The sequence below is a fragment of the uncultured Arcticibacterium sp. genome, assembly GCF_964021845.1.
Lineage (GTDB): Bacteria > Bacteroidota > Bacteroidia > Cytophagales > Spirosomataceae > Arcticibacterium.
The window spans coordinates 314,993-334,734 of the sequence record NZ_CAXHZC010000003.1 but is presented as its reverse complement, the minus strand read 5'-3'; the positions used below and the strand labels follow the sequence as shown (position 1 = coordinate 334,734).

17 protein-coding genes and 1 tRNA gene are annotated in these 19,742 nt (G+C 38.8%); 10 read left to right on the top strand and 8 right to left on the bottom strand.

Annotation, left to right across the window (positions count from 1 at the left end):
* Positions 1–114: 114 nt before the first annotated feature.
* The 3 genes from AADJ06_RS10945 (at position 115) to AADJ06_RS10935 (ending at position 3,919) form a co-directional block, all read left to right on the top strand.
* Positions 115–1,107: an aspartate-semialdehyde dehydrogenase gene (locus AADJ06_RS10945; protein WP_341226484.1), complete on the top strand. Its 993-nt coding sequence runs from the start codon at positions 115–117 to the stop codon at positions 1,105–1,107.
* A 483-nt stretch (positions 1,108–1,590) separates the two neighbouring features.
* Positions 1,591–2,475, top strand: coding sequence for a DMT family transporter (locus tag AADJ06_RS10940; protein ID WP_341226483.1), 885 nt, complete (start codon positions 1,591–1,593; stop codon positions 2,473–2,475).
* A 247-nt stretch (positions 2,476–2,722) separates the two neighbouring features.
* Entirely contained in the window at positions 2,723–3,919 is a 1,197-nt protein-coding gene (locus AADJ06_RS10935; protein WP_341226482.1) for a hypothetical protein, read from the top strand.
* A 79-nt stretch (positions 3,920–3,998) separates the two neighbouring features.
* On the opposite strand, the gene AADJ06_RS10930 is transcribed toward AADJ06_RS10935, so the two are convergent.
* From AADJ06_RS10930 to AADJ06_RS10915, 4 genes are all read right to left on the bottom strand, one after another.
* The gene (locus AADJ06_RS10930) at positions 3,999–4,760 is read right to left on the bottom strand and encodes a ThuA domain-containing protein (RefSeq protein WP_341226481.1); all 762 of its coding nucleotides are present in this window, start codon (positions 4,758–4,760) and stop codon (positions 3,999–4,001) included.
* A 106-nt stretch (positions 4,761–4,866) separates the two neighbouring features.
* Positions 4,867–5,949: an ADP-ribosylglycohydrolase family protein gene (locus AADJ06_RS10925; protein ID WP_341226480.1), complete on the bottom strand. Its 1,083-nt coding sequence runs from the start codon at positions 5,947–5,949 to the stop codon at positions 4,867–4,869.
* An 8-nt stretch (positions 5,950–5,957) separates the two neighbouring features.
* Positions 5,958–6,929, bottom strand: a complete 972-nt coding sequence (locus AADJ06_RS10920; protein WP_341226479.1) for a phosphotransferase — start codon at positions 6,927–6,929, stop codon at positions 5,958–5,960.
* The gene (locus AADJ06_RS10915; RefSeq protein WP_341226478.1) at positions 6,929–7,360 is read right to left on the bottom strand and encodes an NUDIX domain-containing protein; all 432 of its coding nucleotides are present in this window, start codon (positions 7,358–7,360) and stop codon (positions 6,929–6,931) included. The genes AADJ06_RS10920 and AADJ06_RS10915 overlap by 1 nt, the downstream gene beginning before the upstream one ends.
* Before the next feature lie 171 nt (positions 7,361–7,531).
* On the opposite strand from AADJ06_RS10915, the gene AADJ06_RS10910 reads away from it, so the two are divergent.
* The 4 genes from AADJ06_RS10910 to AADJ06_RS10895 all read left to right on the top strand — a co-directional run bounded on the left by AADJ06_RS10910 (position 7,532) and on the right by AADJ06_RS10895 (position 12,352).
* On the top strand, positions 7,532–8,776 hold the full coding sequence (locus AADJ06_RS10910; RefSeq protein ID WP_341226477.1) for a PmoA family protein: 1,245 nt from the start codon (positions 7,532–7,534) through the stop codon (positions 8,774–8,776).
* Positions 8,773–10,146: a Gfo/Idh/MocA family oxidoreductase gene (locus tag AADJ06_RS10905; RefSeq protein WP_341226476.1), complete on the top strand. Its 1,374-nt coding sequence runs from the start codon at positions 8,773–8,775 to the stop codon at positions 10,144–10,146. Before AADJ06_RS10910 ends, AADJ06_RS10905 begins: the two co-directional genes overlap by 4 nt.
* A 118-nt stretch (positions 10,147–10,264) precedes the next feature.
* The gene (locus tag AADJ06_RS10900) at positions 10,265–11,581 is read left to right on the top strand and encodes a putative oxidoreductase C-terminal domain-containing protein (RefSeq protein ID WP_341226475.1); all 1,317 of its coding nucleotides are present in this window, start codon (positions 10,265–10,267) and stop codon (positions 11,579–11,581) included.
* Between the two features lie 24 nt (positions 11,582–11,605).
* Entirely contained in the window at positions 11,606–12,352 is a 747-nt protein-coding gene (locus AADJ06_RS10895) for a cupin domain-containing protein (protein WP_341226474.1), read from the top strand.
* A 97-nt stretch (positions 12,353–12,449) separates the two neighbouring features.
* On the opposite strand, the gene AADJ06_RS10890 is transcribed toward AADJ06_RS10895, so the two are convergent.
* From AADJ06_RS10890 to AADJ06_RS10875, 4 genes are all read right to left on the bottom strand, one after another.
* On the bottom strand, positions 12,450–13,040 hold the full coding sequence (locus tag AADJ06_RS10890) for a hypothetical protein (protein ID WP_341226473.1): 591 nt from the start codon (positions 13,038–13,040) through the stop codon (positions 12,450–12,452).
* A 121-nt stretch (positions 13,041–13,161) separates the two neighbouring features.
* The gene (locus AADJ06_RS10885; RefSeq protein ID WP_341226472.1) at positions 13,162–14,784 is read right to left on the bottom strand and encodes a Zn-dependent hydrolase; all 1,623 of its coding nucleotides are present in this window, start codon (positions 14,782–14,784) and stop codon (positions 13,162–13,164) included.
* Between the two features lie 144 nt (positions 14,785–14,928).
* Positions 14,929–15,210 (bottom strand): GIY-YIG nuclease family protein, encoded by a 282-nt coding sequence (locus AADJ06_RS10880; protein ID WP_341226471.1) that lies wholly within the window; start codon positions 15,208–15,210, stop codon positions 14,929–14,931.
* A gap of 124 nt (positions 15,211–15,334) precedes the next feature.
* Positions 15,335–15,407 (bottom strand) — tRNA-Phe (locus tag AADJ06_RS10875).
* Positions 15,408–15,578: 171 nt separating this feature from the next.
* Between AADJ06_RS10875 and AADJ06_RS10870 the strand changes: the two genes are divergently transcribed.
* The 3 genes from AADJ06_RS10870 to AADJ06_RS10860 are packed head-to-tail and all read left to right on the top strand — an operon-like array spanning position 15,579 to position 19,742.
* Complete coding sequence (locus AADJ06_RS10870) at positions 15,579–16,910, top strand: (Fe-S)-binding protein (RefSeq protein WP_341226470.1); 1,332 nt, start codon at positions 15,579–15,581, stop codon at positions 16,908–16,910.
* A 41-nt stretch (positions 16,911–16,951) separates the two neighbouring features.
* Entirely contained in the window at positions 16,952–18,133 is a 1,182-nt protein-coding gene (locus AADJ06_RS10865; RefSeq protein ID WP_341226469.1) for an anhydro-N-acetylmuramic acid kinase, read from the top strand.
* 52 nt (positions 18,134–18,185) lie between these two features.
* Positions 18,186–19,742, top strand: a complete 1,557-nt coding sequence (locus AADJ06_RS10860) for a DUF1800 family protein (RefSeq protein ID WP_341226468.1) — start codon at positions 18,186–18,188, stop codon at positions 19,740–19,742.

Sequence of the window (19,742 nt, the reverse complement as noted above, 5' to 3'; positions counted from 1 at the left end):
ACAGTTTAACCAGCTTAATTGTTGGTGTTTATAAAAGGAATACGAAGAGAATAGACCTCTCTCTTTATAACATACAAAATGCTCCGCCATGGGTCGGGGGGCATGATTATTAACATGAAAGTAGCAGTAGTAGGTGCCACTGGTCTTGTAGGTGGCGAAATCTTGAAAGTATTAGAGGAAAGAAATTTTCCTGTTACAGAAATCATTCCGGTGGCTTCAGAAAGGTCTATCGGAAATAAGGTTTCTTTTAAGGGTACAGAATTCACCGTGGTGGGTTTTGAGGACGCTATAAAGATGAAACCGAACGTAGCCATTTTCTCAGCTGGTGGTGGTACTTCATTGGCCATTGCTCCTAAGTTTGCGGAAGCTGGAATTACGGTGATTGATAACTCATCTGCCTGGAGAATGGACGAAACCAAGAAATTGGTAGTGCCAGAGGTAAATGCTAGCTCTCTTACCGCAGAAGATAAAATCATAGCCAACCCAAACTGCTCTACTATCCAAATGGTGGTGGTTTTGAAGCCGCTTCATGATAAATATAAAATCAAAAGAGTAGTAGTTTCTACGTATCAGTCGGTAACCGGTTCTGGTAAAAAGGCAGTTGATCAGCTTTTTGGTGAGCGTGACGGAAAGGACATTGCAGACCCTGCATACCCGCACAAAATTGATTTGAATGTTATTCCTCATATTGATGTATTCCAAGAGAATGGCTACACCAAAGAGGAAATGAAGATGATAAAAGAAACCAACAAAATCATGGAAGACGACAGTATCCGAGTTACGGCTACTACGGTTCGTATTCCTACGGTGGGCGGTCACTCTGAGTCGCTTAATATAGAGTTTGAAAACGATTTCGATTTAGACGAAGTAAAATCTCTTTTGGCAAACATGGAAGGCGTGGTCGTTCAAGACGACCCTGCTAACAACCTTTACCCAATGCCACTAAGTGCTCACGGGAAAGATGAGACTTTTGTGGGTAGAATTAGAAGAGACGAGTCACAAGCAAATACACTAAACCTTTGGTGCGTGGCAGATAACCTTCGTAAAGGTGCTGCTACCAACACTGTTCAAATAGCAGAATACTTGAACGGCAAAGGAATGATTTAGACTTTCTTCTAGACTCTTAGACTTTAGATTAGAGACAATAGATTTTGAAAACCCTGCCTTTTGGTGGGGTTTTTCATTTTACAAATGTCTGAATTAGCCTAAAAAATGCCGCACACGGTCAATTGTTGTGAAATAACCAAAAAAGGCTTCACCTTTAAGTATTGATTAAATGTCATTCTCATTCAACTAAGTATCAAAATGATTCAGAACAACGCTTATTCTCTGTTTTTAAAAGATACACGCCACTCTTTTATTCCGATGGCTTCCCAGCCGGGGTTTCATTTATTTTCGAAAAAAAACGAATGGCAGCGGCCAACCGTCAATAAAACAGCACACTGTAAACTCACACAATCAAAATTCTTATTATTAGGGAGATATGGTTATAATAGTAGAAATGAATTTTGACCATGTTCAAACAGCACAGTGCGTTATAAGGAATAATTCAGAATGTTCAATCTTTTTACTCGGATAACGGTAATCAAAATGACGCAAACTCAGAAAGGAATATTCTTCGTAGCCATAGGAGCCATCTGTTTCTCGGCTAAAGCCATTTTTATTAAACTGGCCTACGCCGAATATGACGTTGACGACATTACCTTACTTACCCTTCGTTTTGGCTATGCTCTGCCCATCTTTATTTTGATTGCTTTCTGGCGATACAAACAAGGCTCGCTGAAAACGGTTAACAAACGAGACTGGGGCTACATCGCCATATTAGCCATGTTGGGTTATTACTGGGCTAGCTGGTTTGATTTTAAAGGTTTGCAGTATATTTCTGCTGGCTTGGAGAGAATCATTCTTTTTATCTATCCTACGCTTGTTGTTATCTTTTCTAGGCTATTTTTGAAAACTCACATATCCAAAAGTGCTTTGATAGCCTTAGGTGTAACTTATGTTGGTGTGATGATTATTGCGGCAGAGCCACGAATATTTGAATCAGAAAACTTCCTAAAAGGTGGTGCATTTATTTTGGTAAGTGCGGTTACTTATTCCTTGTATTTAGTTTTTGGCGGTGAGCTAATTAAGAAATATGGGTCTATAAATTTCAACAGTATTTCTATGATATTGTCGTCGCTTTATGTATTGATTCATTTTAATCTCTTCTCGGATGTTGCGTTAAGCAAGATTGAAACTGGAGTTCATTTTTATGGCATTTTGCTGGCGATTGTAAGTACCGTAATTCCTACATTCATGGTAATGGAGGGTATTAAACTTTTAGGAGCTAATAAAGCTTCTATCGTGGCGAGTGTAGGCCCTGTTTCCACTATATTATTAGCTTATATTTTCTTAGGTGAGGTTTTAAGTTTGCAGGAAATTATAGGTTCTGCACTTGTTTTAGCTGGAGTATTGATGATTGGCCGGAAGTAGTTATATACCAGTTTTCATGTATTCGCATCTAAAATGGATTAGAACCTATATACGAATGTCAAATTATTGAAAGTATATACAAACTCACTTTTACTAAATACGTATATTGCTGATAAACAGAATGTTTTGAAAATTTGCCTAGGTATAGTGAAATAAATACTTAAAAAAATCACTTTATTAACATTTCATTTGCAACCTGAGCCCAACTTTCTGCATCTAAGGGGTATACAATCTAAAAATTACGATAATGAAAAAGCTAATAACAATAATACTTCTTGGACTCTTCGGTTTTACTGCCGCAGCCCAAGACGGAAACAGATACGACGACCGATATTACTACGATGATGAGTTTGACTGGCACTGGGATGTGCGAGTAAGAATCTCGGACGGTATAAAGTCAGGACTTATAACTAATTGGGAGTCTAAAAGACTATACAATAAGTTAGAGCGAATAGAAGAAAAAGAATACGATTACATGGCGGATGGCAACTACGATGAGTGGGAGCAGGACGATGTGTGGGAAGACGTAAGATGGTTAAATAGAAAAGTGGGCTTAGAGCTTGCAGACTATGACCGCTCTTACTACGGATTTAACAGAGTGTACTTTGGATTCAATACATACCCTTTCTGGTATAACAGATACTATGGTAACGGCTGGAATTTCTACAGGTTTGATAACCTGGGCTGGGGAAACTTTAGATATGGATACGCTCCAAGATTCTATTACCCTAGCACTAGAATTTATGTTTATAATAACGAACGCTATGTCTACAGAAACGGTAGAAGGTATCGAAATAATAACGTAAATGCTAACAACGCAACCCGTCATACGGTTACGAGGTTAGACAAAAGAGCTAACGGAAACGTGGTAGTAAGAGATAGAACTAACCCTTCTGCAAGAGTAGGTAACAGTAGATCTTCTAGCACAGCCAAAGCAAGAACCTACAGCGGTTCTACTAACGGCAGAGTGAGCTCTACCAGACCATCAAGTTCTGCTAGAACCGCTACGTCAAGAAGCTCTAGCTCAAGAGACGCGGTAAGGGCAAGAACATCTACTTCTAGACCATCTTCGTCTGCAAGGCAGTCTAGCTCAAGTAGCAGCAGAAGCTCCGCAATAAGACCTTCTTCTAGTAGTAGAAGTTCGTCTTCGGCAAGACAGGCTAGCCCTAGCAGTAACAGAAGCTCTTCAGTAAGACCTTCTTCTAGTAGTAGACGTTCGTCTTCTACAAGACCAGCATCAAGCAGCAGCTCTAAAAGGTCTTCAGCCGTGAGGTCAAGCTCTAGCAGCAGATCTTCTTCTGCCAGACAAGCCACACCTGCTAGAAGTAGCAGTAGAAGTTCGGCCGTAAGGTCTTCTTCTAGTAGCCGAAGTTCATCCGCAAGAAGTAGCTCTCCAAGGAGTTCATCTTCAAGAAGCAGCAGCTCTAGAGGGTCTAGAAACTAATTAATTTTTAGACTGTATAAAGACAAAGCCCCGCCAACCAAACGGTTGACGGGGCTTTACTTTTAAAGGAGGTTTTGTATTACAAACCCTTTCCTGTAGCTGCCCAGTAAATACCACCATAAAGGTGATCAAGATAAGTTTGGTCAGAGTAAATAGCTCCAATATGACCTAAACCTGTGTAAAAAGCTCTTCCTCCATCATAATTATGGTACCAAGATATTGGGTGAAAGTCTCCCATACCTTTTCCTTCGTTATCTCCCCATTTTGCATAAGGTTCGTAAGATTTTTCATCTACAGACACTAGATAGTTTAAGTCTTTAGTAAGCACAGGCTTCTGGTACTCATACCACTCGTCTGTCCAAAGTAGCTTCTTAGGAAAACGCTCCATCCCCGGGAAATTACTGTTCTCTACATGAATATAGGCTGTTTGCTGAGCAGGGTGAATTTTAAACATCATTCCTACCATTTTAGTGTACCATTCCCATTCGTACTCGGTATCTGCAGCGGCATGTACACCTACATAACCTCCGCCATTCTGAATATACTTTTCAAAAGCTGCTTGCTCTTTGTCATTCAATACATCTCCCGTTGTATTTAAGAAAATAACAACGTCGTAATTTTTCAATCTGTCTTCAGTGAAAACAGAGCTATTCTCTTGCCAGTCTACTTGGAAAGAATGTCTTTGACCTAGCCCACGAACAGCAGCAACGCCTTCATGAATAGACTCATGGTGAAAGCCTGCAGTTTTGGTAAACAAGAGAGCTTTTAACTTTCCATTTTGAGCATTTGCAGCAAATGCTAACGTAAATAAACATAGCAATGCTACTATTCTATTTTTCATTTTACAATAAGGTTTATGGTTCTGAAAACTCGAAGTACCCTAATAATTGCGTGATTGCCAAATCAAAATAGACAAACAACTCTAAAACGCCCTTAATAAGTATAAGTTATACCACTTCTAAAAGAGTATTTGTAAGCTCCTTTGCTAGTTTTTCCAAATCAATATTTAACTCCTCTTTAGACACTTTTATAACTGCCTTTGCTTCTGAATAAGGAAGGGCGTCAAAACCATGAAAAGTGCCTAAAATACCCCCCGCCAGAGCAGCAGTAGTATCATTGTCTCTGCCATAGTTGACCAAAAACTGCATCGTTTCTTCAAACTTAAAATCGCTATAAAACATAGCTACCAAAACTTGAAGGTATATTTCCCCTGCATGAAAAGGCATGTCTTGAAGCTGAGCATCTAACATTTCAAAGGCCGTTTCTATTGATTTCCCTTTTGATTTCTCCGCAATATCAAGAGCATTATCCAATATTTTTGAAGACGTTCTACCGACCAACCTGCTTTCTGCATAGTGGTAAGGGTCAATGGTTTTTAAAACCTCTATCACACTTTCTTTTGAAGGTTTTTCTGCCATGGAGACTGCAGTCATTGCGGCAGATAAGCCGCTCAAATCTCTTGCATAACCAATATCAAAAATACTTAGCTTATACATTTCGTTATAAGCCCGGAGCGGCTCTTCCGGAAAAAAAGCACCAATCGCTGTGGCATAAAGCAAACCTGCACACACCATTTCTCCTCCGTAAAATGAGCTCAAACCATCAGCAAAGCCCACCAAATTATCTGCTTTAAAAGGGCGAGCCACTTTTACCCATTCTTGTACCCAGGCAGTCTTTAAAAATTTAAGGTTCTCTTTGTCGTTTCCTAAATGTGCATTATCATAGAAGGCTAAAATTTCAGACGCAAATTCCTTTGCGTCCAATTCTTTTGATTTTTGTTTAGAAAGATATTTAAAAACCAACTCCTTCCATCTAGTGTCGTCCGTAGTGCCTCCTGCAGGAAGGTTTTCTTTCCAAGGCCCCTCTGGTGAGGCTTCTCTATTTAACGGAAAAAGTTTATCCACAAATCCGTAACTAGCTTTTATGTCTTCTCTTGACCACATTTCCATCGGAGCACCCATGGCATCACCAATGGCAGAACCTACTATGTTTCCCAGAACCTTATTGTAAAGCTGTTTCTCTAATTGCATAGATACTTTTATTGAAGAATATCAACCGCTTCGTTTATCAAAATCTTTTTCTGTTTTATGGACAAGTTTAGCGGTAATTGTGCCAAACCTATGAGCCTTCTTAAAACCTCCACGGCCATGTATTCACTCAAAAGTTTCTCATCAATACTTCGTCCTTTCTTATACTGCCCTTGCGTAAAATCTATCAATTCTTCACTAAGCCCTGCCATTTTAAAATGTGCCAACATCACACCCAAATCAAACTCTGGGTCGCCCATGAAAGCAAACTCTGGATCAATAACTTTTAGGCCCTTTTCTACTTTCAGCCAACTCCCTGGATAAAAATCTCCATGAAGCAAGGTCTTTCCATTTACCAAATACTTATTTCCTATTTCCTTTATTTTTGCTTTTAAAACTTCATTCTGTTTTATAGGCATCGCTAGTTCCTGAAGTCCTTCTTGTACTGAATTTAAATCGAAACCATTCTCTTCCAAATACGGGTAATTGAAAATATGCTCATGATTAAGTGATTTCATATCAGCATTTTCAGGAAAATCACTTGGCTTTAAACTATGCAAAGCCATCAAATATTTTATCAAAACCACTATCTCCTCTTTAGTCACAGGTATTTTTCCAGCATAAAGACCTAGGAAGTCTGTGCCTTCACCCAAGTCTTCCATCACCAGGACATGGTTCTCCTCATCAAAATCCAAAATCTCTGGAGAAAAACCATTGATAAACTCTGACTCTGCAGTAGCCATATAAAAGGCATGCTCTACCTCAATTCGCTCAATAGGAGCCGGTACTTGCTTATACTTTTCTACGTATGCTCTTGACTGTTTTACAATAAAACTGAAACCGTTTGTTTTGACACGAGCTACAAAATTCATGTTGCCCTCCCCAGCTTTGACATATTCCAATAGTTCATTTTCAGCCTTTAGCCAGCCTTTTTCTCTAAAATATGCCTCCGTTTCTTTGTTTAATTCTTCTGTTAAAATCATTAAAACCATTTTTGTTCAATAACACCTACGTAATTATCGGCCAAATTTCTTTTACCTAAATATATATTGATGTTTGGGTATAAATTGTACTCGTCAATTTTATCTAAGTCAAGCCAGCAAACCTCTAAAGAACTTGTTTCTTGAGGGTTTAATGTGGGCTCTCCTTTAATAATTCTACAGTCATATACTTGATGAAGCGTTTGCTCATTCTCCCTTATTACCTCAGCAGTAAGTAATTCTTCCCCTACTTCTATTTCTATTTGAAGTTCCTCAAAAAACTCTCTTTTTAGAGCTTCCTTTAACTCTTCACCAAATTCAAGATTGCCTCCAGGTAGAGCAAAAACATCTACCCCTCCATAATTATATCGCATGGTAAGCACCTTATTTCCTTCTTTTATAACTCCTGCTACTCTTACTTTCAAATTGTCCATATTTAGTAATTACAATTTGGGCTCTTTTTCGAAGAAATCAATAAAAAACTATAAAGAAATCTAATCATAAGGCGATATTATCTCCTTGATCAAATAAATTTCAACCGATTGCATAAACTTTTTTCTATATTTCCCTATCTTTAAATTTCTCTTGAAATAATTTAACTCTCTATGAAAAAAAACATATTGCTTTTAGCGATATCTCTCTTTGCCTTTCAGGCAAAATCTCAAAAAATTGCAAGCTTTAAAGTTAGCCCAAAAGCTGCCTCTGCTTCTTCCTTATCTTATCATGCTCAAGTGAGCCTTGACAAGGTTACTTTTTTAGGTCAAGAGCAGCTATCACTCATTGAAGTGAGCGAAAACGTTAGGAGAGAAGTTCCATTTCAAATAGAAAATGGAAAGAGTAGAATACTACATTGGAAAATAAACCAAGAAAGCACGGTGGGAGCTCTTAGCTATGACCTTATCAAAAGAAAACCAACTGCCACCGCTTCTAATCTTAAACTTAAAAGAGAAAATGGCTTATTGACCGTAAATAATGGCAGCTCAACCCTTCTTGGCTACAAATACGAATTCATGCCTTCTCCTGAAGGTATTGACCCCGTATTTGGACGTAGCGGTTTCATTCATCCATTAAATACTCCAAAAGGAGACCTTTTAACTAGAATTCAGCCTGATGATCATTACCACCATTATGGCGTTTGGAACCCTTGGACACACGTTCTTTTTGAGGGTGACACTTTAGACTTTTGGAATTTAAAAAAGAAACAGGGTACTGTACGCTTCGCTCAATTTTTGAAGCAAGAAGACGGCCCTGTATTCGCCGAATATTCTGCCCTTCATGAGCATGTAGTTCTTAAAGATGGATCTGAAAAAGTTGCTCTAAACGAAGTTCAAAATGTACGCGTTTATCAACCAGAAAAAGACCTATATGTCTTAGATTTTTCTATTGATTTGAGCCCAGCAGGCGACTCTCCTTTTCATATCTTAGAATATAGGTATGGTGGTTTTAGCTGGAGAGCCACAGAGGTGTGGACTGATAAAAATAGTGTGGTTATAACCTCAGAAGGAAAATCACGGAAAGAATCTGACGGAAGTACAGCAAGATGGTGCATAGTGAAAGGTGAATTAGGAGAAAACTATGGTGGAGCAGTATTGATGTCGCACCCTACTAATTATAATCACCCTGAGCCTTTAAGAATATGGCCAGAAGGCTCAAATGGAGATGGCGATATGTTCGTCAACTTTGCCCCAACTAAAAATATGGATTGGGTTTTAGAACCAAATAATACTTATAACTTAAAATACCGATTGCTAATATTTAATGGCAAAATGACTGCAGAAAAAGCAGAGGCCGCTTGGCAAGAATATGTGAACCCGATAAAAATTGAAACAGAAAAAACCAGATTAAAATGAAGAAAATAAAATCAGTTAACAGAAGAAACTTTATCAAAAAAACCTCCATGGCTGTGGCTTTGCCCTACATAGTACCATCTTCGGTTTTTGGTAAGAGTGCTCCAAGTAATAAAATTAACATTGGTCAAATAGGCTGTGGAAGAATAGCACGAGGTCACGATCTTCCTGGTACATGGCAGCATGATTCGGCTAGAATAATGGCGGTATGTGATCTAGATAGAAACAGAACTGAAGACGCCAAAAAATTAGTAGAAGGGCATTATAAGAAAACAGGCTCAACGGTGGATGTCAAAATGTATGATGACTACCGCGAAATGCTTTTAAATAAAGACATTGACGCAGTAATTGTCAGTACTCCTGACCATTGGCATTCTCAGCCAGCTATTGAAGCAGCATTGGCTAAAAAGCACGTGTATCTTCAAAAGCCAACATCTTTAACTATTGCCGAAGGCCGTCAACTTAGTGATATTGTACATCGTCAAGGTATTACGCTTCAAGTAGGGACACAGCAGCGTTCTTCTCCACAGTTTAGGTATGCTGCAGAGTTAGTTAGAAATGGTAGAATAGGTAAAATACATACTGTAAAAGTTGGATTACCAGGAGACCCAGCAGGCCCATTAGCAGAAACAGGTCCTGTTCCAGCTGGCTTTAACTATGATATGTGGTTAGGCTCAACACCAGAAATGCCATATTCTGAAATGTTAGTTCACCCTCAAAAAGGATACGGAAGACCGGGTTGGTTAAGAATGGATCAGTTTGGAGCTGGTATGATTACAGGTTGGGGACAGCACCATTATGACTCAGCTGCTTGGGGAATGAATACAGAGTTTACCGGCCCTATTTCTGTAGAAGCCGTAGCCGAATTTCCAAAGTTTGGAAGCTGGAATGTACATGGGGATTTCATGGTAAAAGCTGAATACGAAAACGGAATTACCATGCTTACAAGTGGTGGTTTTCCTAACGGAATCAGGTATGAAGGAACCGATGGATGGATTTTTGTGACACGTGGAGCCTACAGAGCTACCGCATCAGATCCAATTCCAGAAAATAACGGTGTAAAATCTTTAGACGCTAGTGACCCAAAACTATTAACCTCAGTCATTGGAAAAGATGAAATTCACCTTTACAAAAGTGACGAGCAGCACGGAAACTGGCTTGATTGTATTCAATCGGGCAAACAGCCTATCTCACCTGTAGAAATCGGTCACAGAGCTTGTTCTGTATGCCTAGTGAGCCATATTGCTATGAAGCTTCCTCGTAAGCTAGAGTGGAACCCTAAGGCAGAGCGATTTGTAAACGATGATGTGGCAAATTCTATGTTAAGCAGGCCGCAACGTTTCCCTTATGGTACTAACTATATAAAAATGTAATCAAATGAAGGTCAAGCTTTTCTGCTTGACCTTTTTCAAAATCATACCTCGATAAACTTACTCTTTGAAAATGTTTAAATCTAAACTCCTGTTGAGTCTTTCGACTTCCTTAATCGTTATGTCTTGTGCGACCTCCGATACTACAGAAACAGCTTCTAAATTCAAGCTTATCACGCTAGACCCTGGTCACTTTCACTCTGCTTTGGTCCAAAAATCAATGTATGATTCTGTGGATAGCACGGTACACATTTATGCTCCAGATAGCCCTGATGTAAATTTACATCTTGATAAAATTAATGGCTATAACTCAAGAGATGAAAAGCCAACTTCATGGAATTCAGTGGTCTATAAAGGCGATGATTTCTTTGAAAAGATGCTTTCAGAAAAAGCAGGTAACGTGGTTATGCTAGCTGGTAACAATAAGAAAAAAACGGAATATATTTCTGAGTCAATTAACAAGGGTTTCAATGTTTTTGCCGACAAGCCGATGGTTATCAATGCTGCAGGCTTTGAACTTTTAAAAAGCACTTTCAAAACTGCAAAAGAAAAAGACTTGCTTGTTTATGATATCATGACTGAGAGGTTTGAAATAAGCACCATGCTTCAAAAAGAACTTTCTCAAATTCCTTCAGTTTTTGGAGAATTGGAAAAAGGAACTTTAGAAAACCCTGCGGTTACAAAGGAATCCGTTCATCATTTCTTTAAATATGTTTCTGGCTCACCACTTACCAGACCTGCATGGTTTTTTGACGTAACGCAAGAAGGTGAAGGAATCGTAGATGTTACCACGCATTTGGTTGACCTAGTGCAGTGGGAGTGTTTTCCGGAACAAATTATTGACACCAACGCTGTCAATGTTTTAGAAGCTAAAAGATGGCCTACAGTGCTTACAAAAGACGACTTTCAAAAAGTTACTAAACTAGACGAATACCCAGATTATTTATCGCCTTATATCGCGGACGATAAACTGAGCTCATACTCAAATGGAGAGATTAACTATACCATCAATGGCGTACATGCCAAAGTATCTGTAATCTGGAATTACAAAGCTCCTCAAGGTGCTGGAGATACGCATTACTCCATCATGAGAGGAACTAAAGCTAACTTGATTATTAGACAAGGGGAGGAGCAAGGCTTCAAACCTACGCTGTATATTCAAACGCTTGGTGAAACCACTGAGGCTGACTTAACAGCCGCCTTTGAGGCAATAGATAAAACCTTCCCAGGGGTAAGTTTTGAAAAACAAGGTGATGAATACCTAGTCCTTATTCCAGACCACTACAAAGAAGGCCACGAAGCTCACTTTGCACGTGTCACAGAGAAATACCTTGAATACCTTCAAAACAGAAATATGCCAACGTGGGAGGTTCCAAATATGATTACTAAGTATTACACCACCACCAAGGCTCTGGAAATGGCTTTGAAAGGAAATTAAAAACAATTTAAACCCTGAACCCTTATGAAGAAAAGAGTATTGTTCTCGTTCGTTTTGTTAGCATTATTTGCTTCTCAAGGCATAGCTCAAGTGGCGTCAAAAGCTTATTCTTTTGACAATACTCCAGCAGAGGGTTCAGGTAACCTTTTAGTAAAGACCTTTTTTGATGGCTCTACTAGAGACTTTTCACGGATGAGCATGAAAGCTCTAATTTCTAAAAAAAACCTAAATCATGCGATTTCTGATGCTGCTATGGAAACGCTTGTGATAGTAAAATCGGGCGAAATTGATTTCACGCTCCATGGTGAAACCAAAACCATGGGAGCAGGTAGTATTGCTCTCTTAATGCCTCAAGATGCCCTGCGTTTAAAGGCGAAAAGGGAAAGTTCTTTTTATGTCATGACCTACCAGTCAAGAGATGGAAAATACCAAAACGCAGGAAAAAGTGCCCTTCAAGATTGGGATGATGTACCCTACAAAACCCATGACAAAGGCGGTATCAGAAAGTTTTACGACAGAACTACTGCACACTGTAAACGTATGGAAATGCATGTCACAAACCTAAATCCAGGTATTAAAAGCCATGAGCCACATACACACAGAGCGGCAGAAATCATATTATTGACTACCGGAAAATCGGAAATGGAACTAGGTAATGGTATTGTGAAAGCACAAAAAGGAGATTTCTATTATGTAGAATCTGAAGTCCCACATGGAATTAAGAATATTGATTCAGAGCAGATTCAATACTTCGCTTATCAGTTTGAATAAGGCAGACCTTCTGAATTTACAGACTTTTAGATAACCCAAAAAGTAAAAGGCTTGGCAGAATTAACTGTCAAGCCTTTTTGTAAAATAAATTACATGCTTATTTTGACTTACGACTTCCTGCGTTTATTGCAAAAGCACTTGTATAATCATAAAGCTTTAATACGCCAGTATATGAACCTGTCATTTTCTCTCCACTATCTAGTGTCACATCAAATGTGATAGTATAAGTGTCTCCATCCTTATCAACAGTGACACTTCCAGATTCAACGAAATAATCTGTTCCGATACCAGAAGCAAAATTTGCATTAGAAATGGCGACGCCTACAGCGAAAGTACCAGCCTCGTAACCCTCACTATAAGAATATGTTCCTGGTGTTAAGTCACTTGCCGAACTTGAGGAAAAATCAAGATATACTGCATTTCCTTCTCCAGCAAGTTCATAATACTCACCGTCTTCTTCTACTACTGTAACCGAAGAAGAGTATAATGTAATATCAAAGTCATATACATCTTCGTCCGTCTCACCATAGTTTTCAATTAGACCAGCGTCTAAAGCAAACTCTTGGTCACTAATAACAAACGCATTTTTTGTTGCTGGTTCAACATCATCGCTGTCAGACTTAGAACAACTAAAAAGTAAGACTGATGCAAAGAATAGTGTGGAAATTTTTTGAATGTTTCTGTTCATTTTTTTTAATTAGAAAGTTTTGGAATAAATAATTCAATTGCAAAAAAGACAATATTTTGCTTTACTACAGTTTCTTTTTTACAATTTTCTTGCCTAAAACACTCCAAACATATTTTTTAGTCTATAAACCCAAAACCTCCACGCCTTGCTTGAACACAATATCTCTCGGTATTCCTGCTTTACTTACTCTGTCTAGGTCTTTCTGAAGCTCTGCTCCAACTATACCCATTTCGTCAAATAGTTTTCCTACGCCTTCGTAATCACCATTTCCCTGAAGGGTCAATATCTTCTCCGATAAGGAATTCATGGCTTCTTGAAATTCTTCAAAATTGACTTTATAGGTTCCTTTTTCTTCATCATACGTAAAAGCATTTTGCTCTTTAAAATAGTTGAATCTTATCATGTTCGCTTTGCCATGTGCACTGGTAGCACCAAAACGCACCGAACGGAAAATACCTGCCAAAAAGGTGGTATAATAATCCATCAATTCACCGTCAATTTCGCCTTTTTCATGAAGCTGTGTAACCATGTAAAGCCCTAAAATATCCGCCTTACCTTCTTCTAAAGCTGAGCTATGCTCTTTTAAAGCCTGCCTTACAGTTCCTTTGTCGTTGATGGTGTTTTTAACCCCTAAGCCATGAGCCACTTCATGAAACATGGTATTGGCAAAAAAGGCATCAAAAGTGACATGCTTCTGTTGAGAAACATCAATCAACAACTCATTTATAGGCAACAAAATCTTATCAAACTTCGCCTTCATAGCATTTTTTAGTTGCAGCCTACGTGTTCCTTTTTCTAGTTGCACACGTTCATCATTAGGCAGGTTAATGGCAATAGTTTTACCACCAGAATTACAATCCCCAGCATAATAAACCACATCATAAGCATTCAAGTCAGAATCCGTTCCTGGCTTTTCGGTTTTATAAGCCGCTTCCACAGGTAAATTAGCCTGAAGTTCAGGTAAAAAAGAGGCGAACTTAGCTAATCGCTCACTCCATTTGGTGTCTTTTATTAGCACATAAGCCTCGTGGGCGGCCTTGTAATTAAACAGCTGGTCTTCATAGTTTTCAATAGGACCCACTACAAAATCAATTTTGTTTGATTTCATGTCCATCCATGCCATATCACTTTCTAGGTAATCATCTGTCAATAATGCTTCCGACCTAAGATTTAAATACCTACGAAATCCAATATCTTCTGTTAAAGAAGCTGCCTCTTTTAGCAGCTCAGAAGCTCGCTCTACCTCTTTTTTAAACGCCTCATGATAAGGAACTGTATAAAGTTGCCCATTTTCATCGCGTCTAATAAGCGTATAAAGACTCTTTTTATCATCAGATTCGAACGCCTCAAACTCCTCTTTGGTCATGTCTTGAGGATAATACTGAGCACCTGCGGGTTTTGGACCAACGCCCTCTAAGAAAGGCTCATTACCACCTAATCTATCCCATGGGCCATAATTGTATTTCACAAAAGTCTTGGCAGCATCGTCGGTCAAACTATTTAGCAAAGCACTTTTATCTCCGTAAGCTTCTTTCCAGAAAATGTCATCCATTATCTGGGCAACTTCTATCAAGATTGGAATGATTTTCTGCTGGTTTTCAGATAAATGGCTAAGGTCGGCCGTAAGCGTAAACTCCGCATATTCGTTTACCCTTTGTTGCATTTCAGATACCTCCGCCTCTCTTTCAGGGGCACAAGCCCAAACAGAAGAAGCAAGAAGAATGGCAATTAATGATTTTTTCATAAGTCAATGATTTTGAATGTCCACAAAGCAAACGAAAGAAGTGCTCTCTTCAAAATATCAACAAAAAAAGGCCATCTCGAAAGAGATGGCCTTTCTGCTGTGGTGATGGACGGTTCCGATAGTTATCGGGAGAACCGCCGAACTTTATAAATTCAATAACTTCTCAATCATCTCTGGATATAGCTTTAAATTCTTAATGTAGTTAGTTGATTTCATAGACTTTATCTTCTTCTCTACTTTCAGTGCTTGGTTACGTTCTGTGCATTCTATTGTTAAGAATATCTCCCAATCAGAGCTCTGTTTTGTAAAAGAACCATGATACTTTCCTGAATTATGCTCTTTTAATCGCTCTTCTGGAAATGCAGATTCGCCCACATAATACCTGCCGATATTTTCAGAATGCAAAATGTATACATAGTGAGACATTGTCAAAATGCTTTAAGACAAATAGGGGTAATGGTCGCTCGGCCTATCGGGAAGAAAACAACTATGGAATTACACTGTTTTCCGTAGATCTAAAAAAGCTACCTCTCACGAGATAGCTTTGAAGTGGTGATGGACGGAATCGAACCGCCGACACAAGGATTTTCAGTCCTTTGCTCTACCGACTGAGCTACATCACCAACCTGCCCTTGTTTCTAAGGGAATGCAAAAGTAAAGAAAAAGTTATTCCGCACAAACATTTTGGCAAAAACTCACAAAAAATATTCTTCTTTTTTATTTCCAGCATTTTTATGACCTTTGTATAGTATGCAAGCATACTAATTTCAAAAGGAAACCATAACCCTAATTTCATGGCTTATATCTCTCAAATAGTTTTCGTAATCGCTTTAGGCATTGCTGCTTATTTAATTATACGTAGAGCTTTTCTTATTAAGAAAACCATTCAGCTCGGAAAAGCCGAAAACAGAACCGACCAGCCAGCCAGACGTTTCAAGAACATGCTCTTGATAGCTTTTGGACAGAAAAAGATGTTTGAAAGACCCATAGTTGGTTTACTTCATCTTCTGGTTTACGTTGGTTTTATTTTGATAAACATTGAAGTCTTAGAAATAGTCATTGATGGCATTTTTGGTACACACCGTGTTCTAGCTGAACCATTGGGCTCATTTTACCCAGTAGTAATTAACTTTTTTGAGGTTTTGGCGGTAGGTGTTATCCTTGCATGTGTAGTATTTTTGATTAGAAGAAATATCCTAAAAATAGAAAGGCTTCACCCTAACGACTCCAAAGAAATGAACGGCTGGCCAGCTATGGATGCTAATATCATCTTGGTTTTTGAAATAGCCCTTATGATGGCTTTCTTAAAAATGAATGCTGCAGATTCCATCCTTCAAAGTAGGGGAGTAGGGCATTTTGCAGAATTGAGCACGGGTAACTTTTGGATTAGTCAGGCCTTGATTCCCATACTAGATAATTTCTCTTCCGACCTTTTAGTGCTTACTGAGAGGGTCGCTTGGTGGTTCCATATTTTAGGAATTATGGCTTTTGCCCTTTTTGTGACTTACTCTAAGCACCTTCATATTGCCTTAGCATTCCCAAATACTTACTTCGCTAACCTTGGTTCAAGAGGCGAAATGAGCAATATGCCTGCTATTACCAAAGAGGTAAAAATCATGATGGAACTAGAGCAGCCAGGTGACGAAACCGAAGAGGTAGCTCGTTTTGGAGCAAAAGACGTACAAGATTTAAGCTGGAAAAGCCTTATGGATGCATACAGCTGTACGGAGTGCGGCAGGTGTACTTCGCAATGCCCTGCAAACCAAACAGGCAAAGCTCTCTCTCCGCGTAAAATCATGATGGATACCAGAGACCGCCTAGAAGATATTCAGAAAGGATGGCTTAAAAATGGTTATGACTTTATAGACGAAAAATCACTGAATGGTGATTATATCAAAGAGGAAGAATTACTGGCTTGCACTACTTGTAATGCCTGCGTAGAGGCCTGTCCTATTCAAATAAGCCCACTTGACATCATTTTGGAACTTCGTAGGTACAATGTAATGGAAGAGTCTAAAGCTCCGCAATCATGGAATATGATGTTCCAAAACCTAGAAACCAGCATGTCGCCATGGAAGTTTTCTCCAGATGATCGTTTCAAATGGGCAGACGATATGAATGCTTAAAACCATCCGTTTAGAGGGGAAATATTCATTAATTTTGTGGTATGAACCCACAGATTGAAAAGCTATATCAAATAAGCAAAAAGCCCTCTCGGCTTATCATTGGATTAATGTCTGGCACCTCTATGGATGGCCTAGACGTGGCGTTATGTAGATTTCATGACGCCGGGCAAAAAACCACAGTTGAACTTCTTAAGTTTGAAACAGTTCCTTTTGAAGAAAGTGTTAAAACAGAAATTAGAAAAGTCTTTGCGAAACAAAACATAGACTTCCCGCTGCTATGCATGCTAAATCCTTGGATAGGGAATATGCACGGTGAAATAGTTAACCGCTGTCTTAAAAAATGGGCTGTAAAACCCTCTGAAATAGATGCAATTGCCAGTCATGGGCAAACAGTCATGCATCAGCCAAAAAGGCTTCATAGCCTAGAAAAATACCCAAACAGCACCCTTCAAATAGGCGATGGAGACCACATGGCCGTCAAGACGGGTATTCTGACCTTATCTGATTTTAGACAAAAGCACTGTGCAGCAGGTGGCGAAGGAGCTCCCTTAGCTCTTTATGGCGACTATTTGCTTTTCTCCTCTGCTAAAGAAAATAGGGTTTTAATCAATATTGGTGGTATAGCAAATTTCACCTTTCTTCCTGCTGATGGTGACTTTGTTAAAGTTTTTGCTACGGATTCTGGGCCTGGAAACACAATTATTGATGCCTATGTCCAGAAACATTTCAACCTTCCTTTTGACGATAATGCAGAAATAGCTAAAATAGGAATGCTGAACGAAACATTGCTCGAAAAGCTAAAAAAACACCCTTATTTCTCAGAGTCTATCCCTAAAACAACTGGGCCTGAACTGTTTAATTTAAGCTATATCGACCCATTAATAGGAGATTTAAGCAAAGAAGATGTCCTCAAAACTTTATGCCACTTTACCGCAGACACCTTATGTGATTGCATCCTGGAAAATGTGACTTTAGAGGATAAAACAAACATTTACTTGAGTGGGGGCGGGATGCACAATCCTTTGATTGTAGAATTAATAAAACAAAGGCTCCCTAATATCGTTATTGACAAAATGGACGTCTTGGGTATTTCAGGAGATGCTAAAGAGGCTGTTCTTTTTGCGGCTTTAGCCAATGAAACATTAGCAGGAAAAACAGGCTTCCAAAAACCTAGCGAAAATAGAAGTTCCTTTTACATGGGTAAAATATCGCTTCCAAATTAAAGAGTGACCTTACAAACAGCTAACTTAGCAGTTTAGAATATTTTAGATTTTAATGACAAACCTTTCTAGCAGGCGATCATTTTTTAATAGTCTTTTAGGTGGTTCAAATCAACTGGCCGTTAACAGCCTTGATGAGCACACCACTCCTTTAGACATTGCAGACGTTTACCATCTTTTGAGGCGTTGCTGCTTCTCTGTAGATGATACTTTCGCAAAAACACTTGTAGGAAAATCGGCAAAAGAGGCAGTCAATTTATTGATAAATAATGCTCCCTCTTTAAATAAACCTGTTCCAAATTTTAACCTGAACCAGGGTTTTAATAATCCTGACTTACTTGGAGGAGGAAGCCCTGCATATCATGAAAAGAGAACATTCAATTTAGAAACACATTTTGCTCAAAATGATATTCTAAAAGATTGGTGGGTAAACCTGATGAAAGTAGACACCAAAAGCCTTTCGGAAAAAATAACCTTCATGTGGCATGGTCACTTTACCACGCAGTATGAGGGAAACGAACCAATAGCAGCACAGTGGATTTACAGACAAAATGAACTGTTTAGAACCCTGTTTTTGCCAAATTTCAAATTATTCCTTGAGAAAGTAACCGTTGATGGTGCCATGCTGATGTACCTAAATGGCAACGAAAACGTTCGTGAGGCTCCAAATGAAAACTACGCTAGAGAGCTATTTGAGCTTTTTTCAATAGGAATAGATGATGGAAATTACACAGAAGATGACATTAGAGAAGCTGCCAAGGTTTTAACCGGCTGGAAGGCCAGTCACTTTATTGAAGATCAAAGCCTATACAAACCTTACTTTAATCCTGGTGACTATAGCATTGAAGACAAAGAAGTGTTTGGCGTTAAATTTACTGTTGACTATGAAGTTAATAAAGACAATGCCTATAAAAATGCCATTGAAAAACTCTCGGCTGTTATATTAGAGCAAAAAGGAGAGGCTGTTTCTAAGTTTATGGCCACAAATTTTTATAATTACTTTGTTTACAGCAAACCTATTATAGAAGAAAACAGTATAATCAATGAACTAGCAGAGCATTTTAGAACCTCTGGCTTTAATCTTAAAGCAATGCTAGTTAAGCTGTTGACCAGCAAACACTTTTTTGATATAAACAACAGAGGTGTACAAATAAAAAACCACCTCGAAAACCTCATTTCCTTCTCGTATCACTTCGGAATTGAAACAAATCAACTCAATAAGTGGTCTAAAGAGTTTGGTTTAGAGCCATTAAACCCTCCGAATGTAAGCGGCTGGACAGGTTACAGAAACTGGATAACCACCAAAACACTCCCTGCTTATATTCATGAGTATAGTAAAATTATTACGGCTAAAACTAACTTAGAGATAGGGGAGTGGGCCGCAAAAAATGAAGGCTTTTTTGAGTCAAGAGCCTTGGTAGAAGATATTTCTTTCAAGTTGCTCGCCAAGCTGCCAAACAGTGAAAGAGTAGAAAAACTTGAAAATATACTTCTTGGTGGAGCTCCTTACTACGAATGGCCAGAAATAGCACAGAACAAAGAGAACGCAGGTCTTCGTGTAAAAGCCTTATTGAAAGCGATGTTTAAACTCCCAGATTTTTATTTGAATTAA